The sequence below is a fragment of the Streptomyces shenzhenensis genome (genome assembly GCF_021462265.1).
Classification (GTDB): Bacteria; Actinomycetota; Actinomycetes; order Streptomycetales; family Streptomycetaceae; genus Streptomyces; species Streptomyces shenzhenensis.
Genome location: NZ_JAJONF010000020.1, coordinates 67,756 through 82,144, shown reverse-complemented (window position 1 = coordinate 82,144; position 14,389 = coordinate 67,756). Strand labels below are relative to the sequence as shown.

Sequence of the window (14,389 nt, the reverse complement as noted above, 5' to 3'; positions counted from 1 at the left end):
GCCGGCGCCGATGTGCCGGGGCCGAGCGGTGGGCTCTTCGGGTCACGGGGCGACGATGTCGTAGCAGTAGTCGGCGGGGCGGGGCCGCTCATGGCCGATCATCATGATCAGCAGCGGGATCTCGCCCCGTTCGGCCAGACCGAGCTCCTCCTCGAAGGAGACGCTGTCGAAGCCGAGCGCGACACCGCAGGCGGTGCCGCATGCCGAGGCGGCGGTGTAGACGGCTTGGGCGGTGGCGCCGACGGCCGCGTTGACCAGGCGGTAGCCGCGGTCGCCGACGGCGTCCAGTACGGCGTGGGTGCGGGCGAGAGGGACCAGGACGGCCGCGGCCTGCTCCACGTTGTAGTTGGCGAGGAAGTAGTTCTGCTGGAGGAAGGCGCCGTAGTCGCCGGCCTTCATCAGCGCCAACTCGCCTGCTTCCCGGTCGTATTCATACAGACCGGCGGGCACGCCGCGCACATGGTTCACGAAGACGCACAGTCGGGTGAGGGGCGCGCCGCCGGGCGACTCCGTGTCGCTGTCGAGGGTCCCCGCGGCGACGGCGGCGGCGAGGGCCGCGGACAGCCGGGCGGGGTCCAGGAGTGCGACGGCGGTGAACCGCCCGAAGCTGCTGCGGCGTTCGCGCAGCGCGCGCCGGACGGGCGTGTCGAGCGGTGCGGGCTCGGGCAGCGCAATGCGCTCCCCTGCGGCGGCCGGCGTGGCGAGGGCGGCGTCGAGGGCGCCGGGTGCGGGCCGGTCGGCCGCCCCCTCCAGCGTCGCGGCGTGGATGCGGTCCAGGGTCTCGAAGGACAGCACCCGGCGGGACTTCTCGTCGGGCACACGACGGACCCGGGCTTCGGGGGTCCGCGGGGCGGGCACGGCGGGCGTCCGGCCGGCCCAGCGCAGCGGTACGACGGCGAACACGCCGTCCTGCGAGGGGTCCAGGCCGAGCAGCCTGCCGAGGCGGGGTTCGTCGAACCACAGGGCGCTGCCCAGGTGGAGGCCGTGGGCGCGGGCCCACATCCGCCAGGTCTGCAGAAGCGCGCCGATGTCCATGGTGACGGCGTGGTAGCAGAAGCTGTTGTACTTGAAGGAGTTCTGCCAGAACGTCACCCCGAGGACGAGGAACTGGTCGGTGCCGGCGGCCTCCTCAAGGTCCCCGAGCGCGGCGCGGACCTCCCCCGTGACGTCGCCCGACAGCAGCCGGGTCAGACGGTGGCGAGGGGTGTCGTAGTAGTAGATCCCGGGTGTCAGCGGGCCGCTCGCACCGCTGATCCAGTGGACGCCGATGGGGTAGAGGCCTCCGCCTGAGGCCGTGCCGCGCGACCAGTTGGCATGGGACTGGAACGGCAGCGAGCCCATGTCGGTGTTGGCCTGGACGGCCAGACGCCGGCCGGTGAGGCCGTAGGAGTCGCGCAGCATCGCCCCGAGCAGCGGCAGGGTGAACACGCCGGTGCCGCGCTGTCCGAACAGGCCCCGGCCGAGGGTCGCGTCGTCGGCGCAGCCGCCGTCGGGCAGCGGGAAGGACGGCGCGCCGGGGAAGAACTTGCCCTTGCGGGGCCGGTCGGACCAGTCGGGTACGAAGTCGGCCGGCTCCATGGGGATCCGGCCCCGCCGCATCACCGCGGTCGCGTACTCATGGGCGTATCCCATGGTCACTTCCTCTTCTGCTCGTGTGGTGGGTGCGTGCGACGGTCCGGGACCCGGACCGCCGGTGAGCGGTGGTGCGGGGTCGTCAGGGAAAGGGGTGCGGTGCCGGGTTGACGTCGCGCGGTACGAGGTCGTCCTCGCGCAGACCGGCCTCGCGCAGCGCGGTGCGGGCTCGGGGCATCAGAGGGCCGCGCTGACGGCTCCATCCGAAGTCGATCGGGATCAGACCGGGGACGAGGACCTTGACCGTACGGAAGCCGAGGCCGACCTGTTCGGGGGCGGTCTGGTCGACCACCACCACGTCGAAGCCCCGTGCGGTGACGGCCGCGACACATGCCTCCACGTCGTCGCTCAGGTCTGCGGTGGGGCGCAGGGCCCCCGGCCCCGAGGCGAGCGAGGCCAGGGGCACCCGGTCCGAGCCGTCCCGGTCGCGCAGCAGGAAGTCGGTGTAGCGGCCCATTTCGGGCAGTCCGTAGAGCAGGGGATGGTCGTGGAGGACCTGCACCTGGCCGAAGTCCCGGGCCATGCGGCGCAACCGGCTCTCCTCGCGGGCGGTGCGGCGACGGACGTTGACCGAGTCGGTGGCGATCTCACAGAGTCCGCCCGCCAGCGCGTCCTCCGGATCGAGAGAGGCCCCCGCGCCGAAGCAGAGCAGTCCCGGCCCCCCGTCGACGCGTTCGGCGACCGCGGTCACCACGGGGACGGGGAAAGTGATCCGGGTGTCGAAGAACCGGGCCCGGTAGCCGTACATCGCCAGCCGGTCGACCATGGTCCGGGTCGCGGGACGATTGCTGCTGGCCGGGTCGATCTCGGGCAGTCGGGCGCGGCCGAACCACGCCAGCAGGAAGGCATCGCGCTCGAGGGTCTCCATCAGCCCGTGGTGGACGGCCTCCACGAGCGAGCCTCCGGAGGCGCAGCCGTTGGAGCTCTCCTGAACGAAGCGCCGGGGGAGGCCGCCGGGCGCGTGGTAGTACGCCACCACCTCCGGCACGAGGACCGGCCGGTCGTCGCGCAGGGACCAGCCCCACACCCACTCCACCGGGCGGTCCGGTGCGAAAGCCGGCACCTCCGGATCGGCGGCGTGGAACGCGTCGGAGTACAGGCCGGTGACGCGCGGGTCGACCGCGGTGTCACCGAGTTCGTCGTACGCGGCGGTGACGACGGTCCGCTTGGCGCGGGCCCGCATCCCGGCGAACCGTTCCAGGCCCTCCAGCAGTCCGACGCGAACGCTCGAACCGTAGGCGCCGGTGTGGCCGCCCCAGTAGCACTCCCGCAGGTAGTTGCCGGAGCGGGTGGTGAAGGCGCCGACCGCCGAGGAAGTGGATGCGGACGTCAGGTCGGGGGCGACGGACGGGCCGAGCATGCCGGTGACGGGGTTGACGAACACCTCCAGCGCCAGGTCGTAGTCGTCCAGCGGGCGCAGCCGGAAGCTGTCCGGGGCGTGTTTCGGGGTGGGTTCCAGGGTGATCCGGGCGGCCTCGGCCGTGTCGTCGGGGCGCGTCCCACAGGACGGGCACTCGCCGTCGGGCAGCAGCGGAAACCGTGAGACGTGCAGGGTCTCCAGGTCCAGCAGCCAGATCCACGGGTGGCGGTCCGGGCGCGGTCGTCCGGCCGCCGCGGCGACCAGTGCGGCGAGCGCGTCCCCCGCGAACGCGGCCTGCCACGGCGGGGTCCCGGTCGCGCGGGGCTCCCCGCCGCGCTCGAGGGCGTCCCGGAGGAAGCCAGCACGCACCGACTGCCAGCGACGGGCGAGGCACTGCGGGCAGCCCGCTACGCCCTCCGAGGGGACGGGACCGACCACCGCATGGTGCCCATAGAGGCCGATCGGTACGGCGCCGGGCGTGAACCGCCGTGCCTCGGAAGTCAGTTCGTCGCGGACGCCGAGCGGGTGCACCACGGCCGGCGGAGTGCCGGGGTGGCATCCCGCGCGGTCCGCGAGGGCTGTGGTGAGCGCGCTGCACACCGCGGCCCAGGGCTCGAGGGGCACATCACTCCCGGGCGTGTTGCCGGGGCGCGGCACCGTGGCGGTTTCAGCCGGCACGGCGCTCCCCACGGCTCAGCAGCACGCGCACGGCGTGGACGCGGCCCGTGGCGAGGTCGGGCGCGCTCACGGGCAGCGCGTACGCGTCGCGGCCCGCGGCGGCGAGGCTGTCCAGGACGGCGGCCCAGGTGGTGGCCTCCGCGTGCGGTGCGCCGTCGGCGGCGACAAGCGTGGTGGCGTCCAGGTCGGCCCAGAGCCCGTCCCCGGTGTCGGGTTCGCCTCCGGCGCGGCGCAGTTGCTCGGCGCCGAGGAGGTCCCGCAGCGCCTCCAGCACCGCCTCACGCGGGCGCAGCCCGCTGCCGGCGGCCCAGCGCACCGCACCGGATCCGGAGTCGGTGAAGCGTGCCACGGCGACGGGCAGGGTGTGACCGCCGGCGGCGGTGAGGTCGAGCACCTCCGGGACGACACCGAGGTGCTCCGCCGAGCGGACGAGGAAGAGGAGTTCGGGGTCGCCGGTCGGAGCGGCGAGGTCCACGGACGGCACCGGAGCGGTGCGGCGTACGGCGCCGTGCAGAGCGTCGTGGGTGAGCGCGGTGCGCAGGGCGCGGGTGAGGGCGGCGCGCGGGGCTGCGGCGGCGCCGGTGCCGGCCGAGGTGCGTTCGAAGAGGTCCTGCCCGTTCCAGCGGCCGAGGGTGCGCACGGCTCCGGCGGGAACCAGCACGGTCTGCCCGTCGAGCAGAGAGGTGGCCTCGCACCAGTGGGCGACCTGATCGGCGGGGACGTCGAGACCGCTGCAGACGGCGAGTTCGGCAGGGGCGACACGAGGCCACTTGCCGGCGGCCGCCTCCAGGGCGGCGGCCTCGAGCACGCGGGGCGGGACGACGTGTTCGGCGTAGACCTCGGCGGCGCGGAAGAGACCGCGGAGGCGGGCGCCGACGACATGGTGGATGTCGACGGCGGATATTTGGCGCACCCGGCCGGGCGCGATACCCATGCGCACGGTGCTGACCTTGAGCGGGGTCTGCTCCCAGTCGTCGTCCACGTACGCGGTGAAGACTCCGGCCGCTTCGTGGACGAGGACGTCGCGCTCCTCCAGCGCGGCGAGGGCGGCCCGGGAGGCGCTCTCGTCGGCGGCACCGTCGCCGGGAAGGGACACGGGCTCGTCGTCCGTGTGGGGTGTGCGCAGGGCGTCGCCGGTCACCGTGCCGGGCTCGGCGGCGTCGTTGCCGGCGGCGCAGAAGGGGCAGCGCGGATGCGGCAGCAGAGGCTCGGTGAGCACGTCCAGGGAGTCGAGGTCCTGGACGACGATCTGATTGCGGGTCTCGGCAGGCAGGGCCTCGGTGACGAGGCGGAACACCTCGAACGCGAGGAGGTTGCCGAGCATCCCGGCGAGTGGTCCGCCGAGGTCGGGTGCCGGTGCTCCGAGAGGGGCGGCGGGACCGATGGCGGCCCAGAGATCGGCGCTGTCGGAGGCGTCGGTGCCCGCACCGAGACGCAGGACGGCGCAGGACCAGCAGCCGGGGGTGCCGGCGGTCATCACCGGGCCCACGACGGCACGGTTGCCGAAGGTCCAGGCGCCGAGCAGCCTTCGGCCCTCCGGCACACCCTCGGTGAGCAGCCGGAGCATCTGGCGGTGCCCCGTGGTCCCTGCCGTGACCAGCACGGTGTCCCAGCCGTCCAGGTCGTCCCAGCCGTAGGTTCCGCCGACGGGCTCGGGGAGGCGGACCAGGCGAGGGACGCAGCCGGCGGCGGCGAGGGCCGCGGCCTCGGCGTCGAGTTCGGTGGTTCCCTCCACACCGTGCAGTTCACGACGCAGGCCACGGCCGGCATCGCTCTCCGTGACCGCGACCACGGCACTGCCGTTGCGGAGCAGGCCGAGCGCGGCCCAGCGCGCGAGGGCGTCGTCACCGAGGACGGCCACCGCGGTGGACCGGAAACGCAGGAACCGTCCGGGCGCGTCGTCCGCGTAGTGGTCCAGGTAGTCGAGTTGATGGGCGAAACGCTCTGCGACCTGCGGCGACAGCACGTCCGCCGAGGGTCTGGGCACGGCGTCCCGGGCGAAGCCACGCGCGTAGAGAGCGCGCACAAGTTGGACCACCATGTCGCGTTGCTTGTCCCCCAGGCCGGCGACCAGTTCCTCGACACTCCGCTCGCCGTTGAGGTGGGGCACGATCAAGGAGGCGAAGCGGTAGGCGGACTGGGTGACGACGTTGAAGCCTCCGTGTGCGTTGTGGAACAGCACACCGGACGGTGTCCGGGTGAAGAGCACATCCCTGCGGATGCGGGGCCGCGACTGCGCGATCTCCTCGTAGGACGCGGGCGTTTGGGCCATGGGTTCCGAAACCTCCGAAAGAGCGGCGGAGTGGTCAGCGGGCGACCGACGGGGGAAGGCCGGTCGGACCGTGCGGGGCTGCCGACGGAAGGGAGGCGCCGGCCGCCTGAGCGAAGAGGCGGAGCAGGTCGTGAACGCGGTAGCGGCCGGGCGGGCCTTCCTCGAGCAGCCCCGCGTCGACGAGGGAGCGAAGGACGAGGGCACCGGGCGCGGCGGGGGAAGCTCTGCCCAGACCCGGGGGTGTGTCCGCGGGGACCGTGGGCGGGGCGCCCGCCGGGGGGAGCGCGGGCCGACCATCGGGCGGATCGCCACGCAGCACGGCGAGTTGCAGGTCACGCAGCGCGGGCCCGGGTTCCACGCCCAGTTCGCCGGCCAGGTGGGAGTGGATCCTGCGGTACTCCGTGAGCGCTTCGGCGCGCCGGCCGGACCGGTAGAGCGCCTCGATGAGCAGGGCGGACAGCCCTTCGTGCCCGGGGTGCGCCTGGACGGCCCGACGGGCGTCGGCGATCATCTCGCGGTGCCGTCCGAGGCGCAGTTCGCCGTCGAAGACCTGCTCGACCGCGAGCAGGCGTTCCTCGGCGAGGCGCGGCACCTGGTCGCGGTGGAGGTCGTCGGACTGGACGTTGCCGAGGAGGGGCTCCTGCCACAGCCGTAACGCGGCCTGGGCCAGGCGCAGCGCGTCCTCCGGATCCTCGCTCGCCGAGGCCTGGGCGAGCAGATCGCGGAAGTGGAGCAGGTCGAGGGTGTCGGCATCGGCGTGGAGCCGGTAACCACCGGGGACCGCCTCGATCGCGTGATCCGCGATGCCGTACTTGGCGAAGAGCCGGCGCAGCCGCAGCACACAGGTGTGCAGGGCGGACTTGCCGCCTGCGGGTGGCCGACTGCCCCAGACCACGCGCTGAAGGAAGCCGGTGGAGACGACGGAGCCGGGGTGGAGCAGGAGCGCGGCAAGCAGTGAGGCGGGGCGGGAGGGCTGGAGCACGACGGTCTCACGGCCGTCGGTGATGGCGAGCAGACCGAGCACCAGAAACCGGGGGCGGCCCGGGAACGGTGCGAGGGCGGGTTGTCCGGGGAGCGGGTCGCTGAGCGTGGGGGCACTCGTTTTTTCCACAGTCTCTTCTCATCGCACAGGGGGTGGTGCAACAACGGACCTGCCGGAAAGAGGGTTGCGCACGCCGGGTCACGATTGTGCACAACGTCCCTGCCAGGAGGCGAACTTAGAAGCGAATCGGGGCGCCAGTCCAGTACCTGAAGTGAAAATGTGGATCGTGGGTGGACGATGTGTTCATCGGTCACCCACGACGTTGGCCTGCGGACCGTCAGCGGCTAGGCTTCCACCGGAGCGCACGCGTGCTCCCCCGGAATACCGCACAGGGGAGGATCCATGCCGTGGTGGGCGCTGATCCCGGTCGTCTCGATGATCACCGGGCCTGCTGCTCTGTACCTCCTGAGCAGGCGTAAGCGTCAGGCGGGCGGCGACGAGGCACGCTACGACGAACTCTCCCGGAAGTACACGGCGTTGCTCGAGGAGACAACTTCCGGCGAACTGCCCAACGGCCGGGCACGCTACCCCGATTCACATTGAGTTCGGGCAACTCACCCGTCTCCGCACGACGAGCGGCCGTGGAGCCCACTCGAAACCGGCCTCCAGGAAGGAACGTTGTGCCTCACGCTCCGGTCGACGCGCCAACCGTCGTGCTGGAGAGTCCGGTCACCGGACTCTCCGGGGCGCTCACGTCGGCGATCATGCGGGTCGGGAGCACCTGCGTGAACTCCTGCACGGCAGCGTTCTTGGGCCCGGCTTGTCCCACGAGTGGCTTCGGCGGAGTTGCCTTGCTGCGGACCTCGGCCGGGTGCGGCAGAGCAGGGAACCAGCAGACCTGATCGTGCTCTGTATCGGGGATGGGCTTTTGGCCGGAGGCCTTATGCGGTGGGCACGGTGGGGTCTGCTGGAGGGGGGGGCGTGGTCAGGGTGTTGTCCGCGGCTCCAGCATTCTTCTGGCTTCGGCGACCATCGCCGGGTCGGTGACGAACCGGGTGTCCTGCTCGGGGGACGCGCCGGAGGCGCCGAGGGGGATCCACGTGGCCCCGCTCCGGGGCTCGGCGCGGCGCTTCGCCGAGAGGTGGAGCGGCCACGCCGGCGGCTGTCAACTCCGGGATGTCGGCCGGGCGTACCCCGCCACCCGCCATCACCTGTACACCGGGCGCGGCTTCGACCATGGCGGCGAGGCGGGCCAGGCCCTGCGCGGCCGTCGGGGCGCCGCCGGAGGTGAGTACCCGGGTGAGTCCCAGGGCGGGCAGCAGCGCGGCGGTGGCGACAGGGTCCGCGGCCTGATCGATGGCGCGGTGCAGTGTCACCTCGACGGGGCGGCCCACGCCGTGAGCGGCGGCGGCGAGACGGGTGACGGCGGCGGTGTCGAGGCTGCCGTCGGCGGTGAGCGCGCCGACAACCACACCGGAGGTTCCGGAGGCGATCACGGATCGCACCTCGGCGACCATCAGCGCGGTCTCCTCGGTGTCGTAGACGAAGTCGCCCGGCCGGCAGCGGACCAGCACCTGAACCGGCAGGCCCACGGCGGCGACCGCTTCGACGAGGGCGGCCGAGGGGGTCAGGCCCCCCAGTTCCAGAGCGGTGCAGAGTTCGAGGCGGTCGGCTCCGTGGCCGAGGGCGGTACGGGCACCGGCTGCCGAGGTGACGGCGATCTCCAGCGCGGGCCGCGTGACGGGTCCGGCGGTGTGGGGCCGTCCGGGTCCGGGGACCTGGCCGTCGGTCGCCGGTGCGGCGGCCGGGCCCGCACCGCCGGTCGGATGCGGGCCGAGAGGCCGGGTGGCGCGCGCGCTCACTCGTCGTCTCCGGTGAGCGGTTCGTGGGAGGCGAGGATGACACGGGCTGTCAGGTCCGGGGTTGCCATGTCAGGGTCGAAGGGGAACATGGGGCGGCGGATGCGGCGGTGGCCGAGGCGGACCAGGTCCTGGTCGACGCCGCCGGGGGTGAGGGCCATTTTCCAGTCGGCCGACATGTCGAACAGCTCGGGTTCCAGGTAGCCGATCTTGACGATCACGATGTCGGCGGAGCGCGGGGCGAGGCCGAGGTCGGTGAAGTCGTGCTCGTGGTGGTAGGGCTTGCGCAGCCTGGTGAGGATGGCGTGCACGCTGCCGACGCGGATGACGACCTCGGTCTCTGCGTCCCGGTCGCCGTGCCGGATGGCGTGGACCACGCCGGTGAGGGTGACGGGGCCGGCGTGCCGGTGGTCGACGTCCGCGCCGGCAACGACGGTGACGGTGGCGCCGATCCCGGCGGCGACGGCGGTGTCGATCGCGGCGGGGGCGGGCACCGAGGCGTAGATGACGGTGGGCCCGTCCTCCTTGTGGAACTCGGGACGTCGCAACAGCCGGGTCAGGCCCCAGGTGACGTCGCCGGCGCCGCCCGCGGTGGGGTTGTCGCCGGTGTCGCTGATGAAGTACGGCCGCTGGTCGGAGGTGAGGGCCTCGTCGAGGAGTTCGTCGTAGGTGCCCGTCGGGGCGACGAAGTCGAAGTCGTGGCGGGCGTCCCAGAAGCCCCGGGCGAGGCGTTCGGCCCCGGCTGTCACCGCTGCCGTGTCGTCGCCGGTGACGACCACGACGGCGCGGTTGCGGGGCTCGTCCGCCCAGGCGTAACCGACCCAGACGGCGGTGTCCGTCACGCCGTCGGAGGCCTCGACCTCGTCGACCGCCGCGTACACGCTCTTCGCCGGTTCGATGCGGGTGGAGGTCTGCTCGCCGGCCAGCAGCACGGGGACCGGCACCCATGCCTTGACCGGGCGGGGGCCGCCGGAGACCAGCAGGTCGACCAGGTTGCGTACGGCGCGCTCCTTGGTCTCCATGTGGTCCTTCGTGCGGGGCCATCCGGTAGCAGGTGATCAGGTCGCTGCCATGGGCGAGTTCACGGGAGACGTTGCCGTGCAGGTCCATCGAGGTGGAGACGATCACGTCCGGGCCGACGGTGGCGCGGATGCGCTCCAGCAGGACGGCCTCGGCGTCGTCGATCCCCTCCACGGTCATGGCGCCGTGGATGTCGTACCAGAGACCGTCCATCCGGGGCAGCGTGGCGAGGCGTTCGATCAGTTCGTCGGTGAGCGCGGTCCAGGCGGCGGCGGTGACGGTGCCGCCGGGCAGCGACTTGCCGACCAGGGCACCGTGCCATTCGGCGGCCTCGCGCAGTTCCTGGCCCGGGGCGAGGAAGGGGTACCGGTCGAACACCTCGGCTCCGCGCGAGGGATGGAAGGCGGGCGCCTCGGTGCGGGCGGGGGAGAAGGTCGAGGACTCGATGCCGAGGCCGGCGACGGCGATGACGGGGCGGGCGACGGCGGTGCGGGTGTGCGTCATGGCTCCTCGTGCGGGGTGGTGCGAAATGGGCGGTGCCGGACTCTTTACGCGGTCCTCGGGCTGCTGCCCGGGTCCGGCCATGGGCGGCGGGGCCGGGATCCGGCCAGGGCGGACGGTTCCGGCCCCGGACTTGTTTCGCTTTCGCTTCCTTGAGGACTTCGTTTCCGGCGGGCGGGCTGCCGGAGGGCCCCGGCGCCGTGGGACGTGGCCGGGGGCGGGAGTCCGCAGCGGGGCGAGGGGGGGGTTCTGGCCGGTGTCAGCCCCCTCTGGGGGACACGACGGTGTGGAACCGGTGCGTGCCGGTGCCGCCGGCGTCGCCGAGAGCGCGGGCCAGGGCGCGCTGGAGGGCGAAGAGTCCGACTCCGACCAGTCCGGCGTCGGCGCCGAGGATGGCCCGTTCGATGGTGAGGTGTTCGGTCGCCAGCGGATGGCAGCTCTCGTAGAGCTGGCTGCGCACCGCGGCGACGAACGGTTCGAGGGTGGAGAGGATGCCGCCGAGATAGACGGCGTCCGGGTTGAAGAAGTTGACGTTGGCGGCGAGCACCTGGCCGAGGTGGTCGCCGGCCCTGCGGACGGCGCGGGTGGCTTCCGGGTCGGCGTCGGTGGCGAGCTGGACCACGTCCTCGGTGCTGGTGACGTCCAGGCCGCGTGTGCGCAGGATGCGGACGAGCGCGGCGCCGGAGGCCGCGGTCTCCAGGCAGCCTGTGTTGCCGCAGGAGCAGGGGATGTCGGCGCCGCCTCGGATACGGATGTGGGTGATGTCGCCGGCGGCTCAGGCCTCGTATCGCACCCGCAACCAATGCGCGAGCTTGTGCTGTTTCGCCCGCGACGCCGCGGAACGGATCTGGATCGTCTGCCGGGTAGTGCGCACCCGTCCGCCGGCCTCGATCAGCAGCCGCCGAGCAGCCGGTTTGGACTTGCCCGCGGCCGCCGCGAGGTCGTCGAGGGTGGCGCCGTGTTTGTCGTAGAGGGTGCGCAGCCTGGCAGCCAGACGGGCGCGGGCCTCCACGTCCTCACGCATCCGGCGGGTCTGCCACGACGTCCGCATCACCGTTCCGGCCGCACGCAGCCGGTTCTGGACCGTCCCATAAGGCAGGCCGCTGGTGGCCACGAGCTCCTGCACGGTGGCACCGGCCTCGTACTGCTTCCGCAGCGTCTGAGGGCTGGGCGGCTCACCCTTGGGCATTGCCGGGGGCGCTGGGTTCATGCTGCGGACTCCCATTCACTGAGGGCTTGGGCGTGGGCTGCGGCCAGCTCGTCGTAGGTGCGCTGGTCGGCTGGACCGATGAGGATCAATCGGCCGTCCGTGGCCACCCGCCACCCCTCTGCGGGCCGGCCGGTGGCGGGGTCGAGGACGCGTCCGTCGGGGGCGTGCCAGGCCGGGGGTATCTCGTCCGCCCGTACTGCGGGCACCAGGACCTGGCGGCCGTCGTGCACGATCACCACGGCACGGCTGCGGTGCTCGGACAGGTGTTCCAGCGCCTGGCGGTAGGCCGCGCGTTGGTCCGCATGCAGGGCTTTGCGCCGGGCCGCCGTGCCCGCTGTCCCGCTCTGTTGGGCGATCTCGTCCAAGCTCTGGGCGGCCCGCAGGCCTGCAGCGGTCTGGGAGGCGGTGGGCGAGTGGCCGACGCCGGGCAACGCGTGGGGGGTGAGGGTCCAGGTCTCGCCGTGGTGCTGGACGAGTCCATAGCGGGCCAGGCGTTGCAGGGTGCGGCAGGTGGTGGCGCGGGAGACAGAGGAACTGGCGATCAGATCGGTGACGGTCTGGCTGGGACGGGCATACAGAGCACTGATGATCATCAATGCGGCGCTGCCGAGAGCGTGGTGGGCGAAGGCGTCGTGGCCCATCAGACGGGCCAGGACGGCGGAGTCGATGTCGGCGTCCGCGCCGGTCTCAGGGGTGGGCCACTCAAGTGCCAGCCCGGGGGGGTACTGAGTGGTACGGGAACGGGACAGCACAGCGGTGCCCGCGTGCCGGTGGGGGGTGCCCAGGGCGAGGTACCAGGTGGAGCCTTCACGGCCGTGTCCCACCCGCAGGCGCCGCAGCCAGCCCTGGGGCCTGAGGATGGTCTCGTAGACGGCCCGCAGGGTCGTCCGGGAGATCCCGGCCTCCTCTGCGGTCTGCCGCTCGCTTGCGTGGTGCAGCGGGCCGCCGGCGGTCTCGGCGAAGGTCAGATGTGCTCGCAGAACCCGCAGTGCGGTCCTTGCACGCTCGCCGCGCCACGGTGTGGTCCCGATGCGGTCCCGCAGGGCGGCCAGGGCCTCGTAGGCGTGATCCCGGGAGCCGAGCACCATGCTGGTGCTCACGGTCTGCACGGCGCTGGCCCATACCCTGTGGATGTAGTCCAGCGCACGCGCCTGCCCGGAGCGCAGGGCGATGTGCCGGGCGTGGCGGCCGCCCTCGTGGTCGGGGTGGAGCAGCAGCCGGGTCAGCTGCTCGACGCTTCCGCCGGCGCGGGCCACGTGGCAGGCGATTGCCGCGGTGATCCGGTGACCGTGCTCCGATATGCCCTGGCGGTCGCCGCGCAGTTCCACCGTGCGGCCGTCGGGCCTGAGCCTGCTGTAGCTGCCTGCCGCGTAGCGGCCGGTGGGGTCGCCGAGAAGGACCAGGTCGGCGGCGGGCCTGGGGAGGGAGGCGAGTCCCTGCAGTGTGGTGTGGCTGCCTGTGGTTGCCTCTGGTGGGGAGAAATCCGGGCGTGAAGCCGACGGGGAGTAGTGCGGGTGGGCTGTGGGGTGTGGCATTCTTGGGTCGTCCCAAGGACATGGACGCCACCGAGGCCCGCTAAAATCGCAGGTGGTGTCCGGAACCGACTTCCAATCGGTGCCAGCGAAGCCTCCAGGATGGCCGTCCTGGAGGCTTTCGTGCGCTCTGGCACCGGTCGGAGGCAGGCGTCCCCATCGCGGCTCGACCGGAGACGACCAAGAGGCCCGTCAGAGTCGCCACCCTGGATCCGAACCGGTCAACGCCGGTCGCTCAAAGGGCAGTTTGGGAGGCCGATGCCTCTGACTGCCTCTGAGCGACCCGGGTCGAACCGGGGTCGAATCAGAGCGGTTTCCTCTGACTGCCTCCGATCGCCTCTGCAACCCGACCTGGCAGGTCACAGCCGTTTCGGCCTCAGTAAGCCCAGGTCAGAGAGGTGCGACGGTGGTACCCGCGGTCCCAGGAAGAAGGGTCTGCTGGCTGCCCCTCACGGACCGGGCGCAGTCTTGGGGCATGACGACAACACTGATCACCGGAGCCAACAAGGGCATCGGCCGCGAAACCGCCCGCCGGCTCGTCGCCGCGGGTCACACCGTGTACGTGGGCGCCCGGGACGCCGAGCGCGGCCGCCGGGCCGCCGAGGAACTGGGCGCCCGGTTCGTCCTCCTCGACGTCACCGACGACGCCTCGGTGGAGGCCGCGGCCGAGAAGATCGAGGCCGACGGCGGCCTCGACGTCCTGATCAACAACGCCGGGATCGAGCCCCGGAACGCGGACAACAGCGTTCCCACGGCCCGGACCGTGACCGCCGACCAGATGCGGAACACCTTCGAGACCAACCTCTTCGGCGTCGTCCGCGTCCTGCACGCCTTCCTGCCTCTGCTGGAGCGCTCGGCGGCACCGGTCGTGGTCAACGTCAGCAGCGGCCTGGCCTCGCTGACGGCCCTCTCCGACCCCGACCACCCCGCGCACTTCTACCCGGGTATCGCCTACCCGGCGTCCAAGACCGCGCTCAACATGCTCACCGTTCAGTTCGCCAAGGCGTTCCCGGCCCTGCGGATCAACTCCGTCGAGCCCGGCTTCACCAAGACGGACCTGAACGGCAACACGGGCACCCAGACCGCGGAGGAGGGTGCCGAGATCGTCGTCCGGATGGCGCAGACCGGCCCGGACGGACCGACCGGCGGCTACTTCGACGTCAACGGCCGGCTGTCCTGGTGAGCGACGGCTGAACCGGCTCAGCCTGCCCCACGGGTCGAGCGTGGTATCGAGGGCGAAGCCGGGTGCTTCCGCCGACGGCCCTGGTGCTCCGCCAACGTCCCGCGCGTCACCGGAAGGTCGTCCTGCACCGAGCCGTCGGCCAGGAGCCGTCCGGGTATGT

General features: G+C 72.5%; 8 protein-coding genes and 3 pseudogenes. 2 read left to right on the top strand and 9 right to left on the bottom strand.

From position 1 onward, the window contains the following. Positions 1–42: 42 nt before the first annotated feature. The 4 genes from LQ326_RS25040 to LQ326_RS25025 form a co-directional block, all read right to left on the bottom strand. Positions 43–1,632 (bottom strand): SagB family peptide dehydrogenase, encoded by a 1,590-nt coding sequence (locus tag LQ326_RS25040; protein WP_234539898.1) that lies wholly within the window; start codon positions 1,630–1,632, stop codon positions 43–45. A gap of 82 nt (positions 1,633–1,714) precedes the next feature. After that, positions 1,715–3,670, bottom strand: a complete 1,956-nt coding sequence (locus LQ326_RS25035) for a TOMM precursor leader peptide-binding protein (protein WP_372496945.1) — start codon at positions 3,668–3,670, stop codon at positions 1,715–1,717. Continuing rightward, entirely contained in the window at positions 3,660–5,942 is a 2,283-nt protein-coding gene (locus LQ326_RS25030; RefSeq protein ID WP_234539896.1) for a TOMM precursor leader peptide-binding protein, read from the bottom strand. The genes LQ326_RS25035 and LQ326_RS25030 overlap by 11 nt, the downstream gene beginning before the upstream one ends. 34 nt (positions 5,943–5,976) lie before the next feature. Continuing rightward, entirely contained in the window at positions 5,977–7,053 is a 1,077-nt protein-coding gene (locus LQ326_RS25025) for an AfsR/SARP family transcriptional regulator (protein WP_234539895.1), read from the bottom strand. A gap of 273 nt (positions 7,054–7,326) precedes the next feature. Here LQ326_RS25025 and LQ326_RS25020 point away from each other — a divergent pair, with 273 nt between their 5' ends. Next, entirely contained in the window at positions 7,327–7,527 is a 201-nt protein-coding gene (locus LQ326_RS25020) for a hypothetical protein (protein ID WP_234539894.1), read from the top strand. Between the two features lie 338 nt (positions 7,528–7,865). Here LQ326_RS25020 and LQ326_RS25015 read toward each other — a convergent pair. The 5 genes and pseudogenes from LQ326_RS25015 to LQ326_RS24995 form a co-directional block, all read right to left on the bottom strand. Next, positions 7,866–8,651: pseudogene (locus LQ326_RS25015) on the bottom strand (copper homeostasis protein CutC). Positions 8,652–8,782: 131 nt separating this feature from the next. Beyond that, positions 8,783–10,307: pseudogene (locus LQ326_RS25010) on the bottom strand (M81 family metallopeptidase). A 256-nt stretch (positions 10,308–10,563) separates the two neighbouring features. After that, positions 10,564–11,079 (bottom strand): annotated as a pseudogene (locus tag LQ326_RS25005) (ROK family protein); the annotation flags it as partial. After that, positions 11,080–11,514 carry a helix-turn-helix domain containing protein gene (locus LQ326_RS25000; RefSeq protein ID WP_234539892.1) on the bottom strand — a complete coding sequence of 145 codons (435 nt, stop codon included), beginning with the start codon at positions 11,512–11,514 and terminating at the stop codon, positions 11,080–11,082. Further along, a complete protein-coding gene (locus LQ326_RS24995) occupies positions 11,511–13,049 on the bottom strand; it encodes a MarR family winged helix-turn-helix transcriptional regulator (RefSeq protein WP_234539890.1) in 1,539 nt (512 codons plus the stop codon). Before LQ326_RS24995 ends, LQ326_RS25000 begins: the two co-directional genes overlap by 4 nt. Before the next feature lie 472 nt (positions 13,050–13,521). On the opposite strand from LQ326_RS24995, the gene LQ326_RS24990 reads away from it, so the two are divergent. Beyond that, positions 13,522–14,229, top strand: a complete 708-nt coding sequence (locus LQ326_RS24990) for an SDR family NAD(P)-dependent oxidoreductase (RefSeq protein ID WP_234539888.1) — start codon at positions 13,522–13,524, stop codon at positions 14,227–14,229. The last annotated feature ends 160 nt before the right edge of the window (positions 14,230–14,389 follow it).

Bases quoted from the DNA above. Each gene is read 5' to 3' on its own strand.
- LQ326_RS25040 (WP_234539898.1), bottom strand. From the start codon at position 1,632: ATGGGATACGCCCATGAGTACGCGACCGCGGTGATGCGGCGGGGCCGG.
- LQ326_RS25030 (WP_234539896.1), bottom strand. From the start codon at position 5,942: ATGGCCCAAACGCCCGCGTCCTACGAGGAGATCGCGCAGTCGCGGCCC.
- LQ326_RS25020 (WP_234539894.1), top strand. From the start codon at position 7,327: ATGCCGTGGTGGGCGCTGATCCCGGTCGTCTCGATGATCACCGGGCCT.
- LQ326_RS25000 (WP_234539892.1), bottom strand. From the start codon at position 11,514: ATGAACCCAGCGCCCCCGGCAATGCCCAAGGGTGAGCCGCCCAGCCCT.
- LQ326_RS24995 (WP_234539890.1), bottom strand. From the start codon at position 13,049: ATGCCACACCCCACAGCCCACCCGCACTACTCCCCGTCGGCTTCACGC.
- LQ326_RS24990 (WP_234539888.1), top strand. From the start codon at position 13,522: ATGACGACAACACTGATCACCGGAGCCAACAAGGGCATCGGCCGCGAA.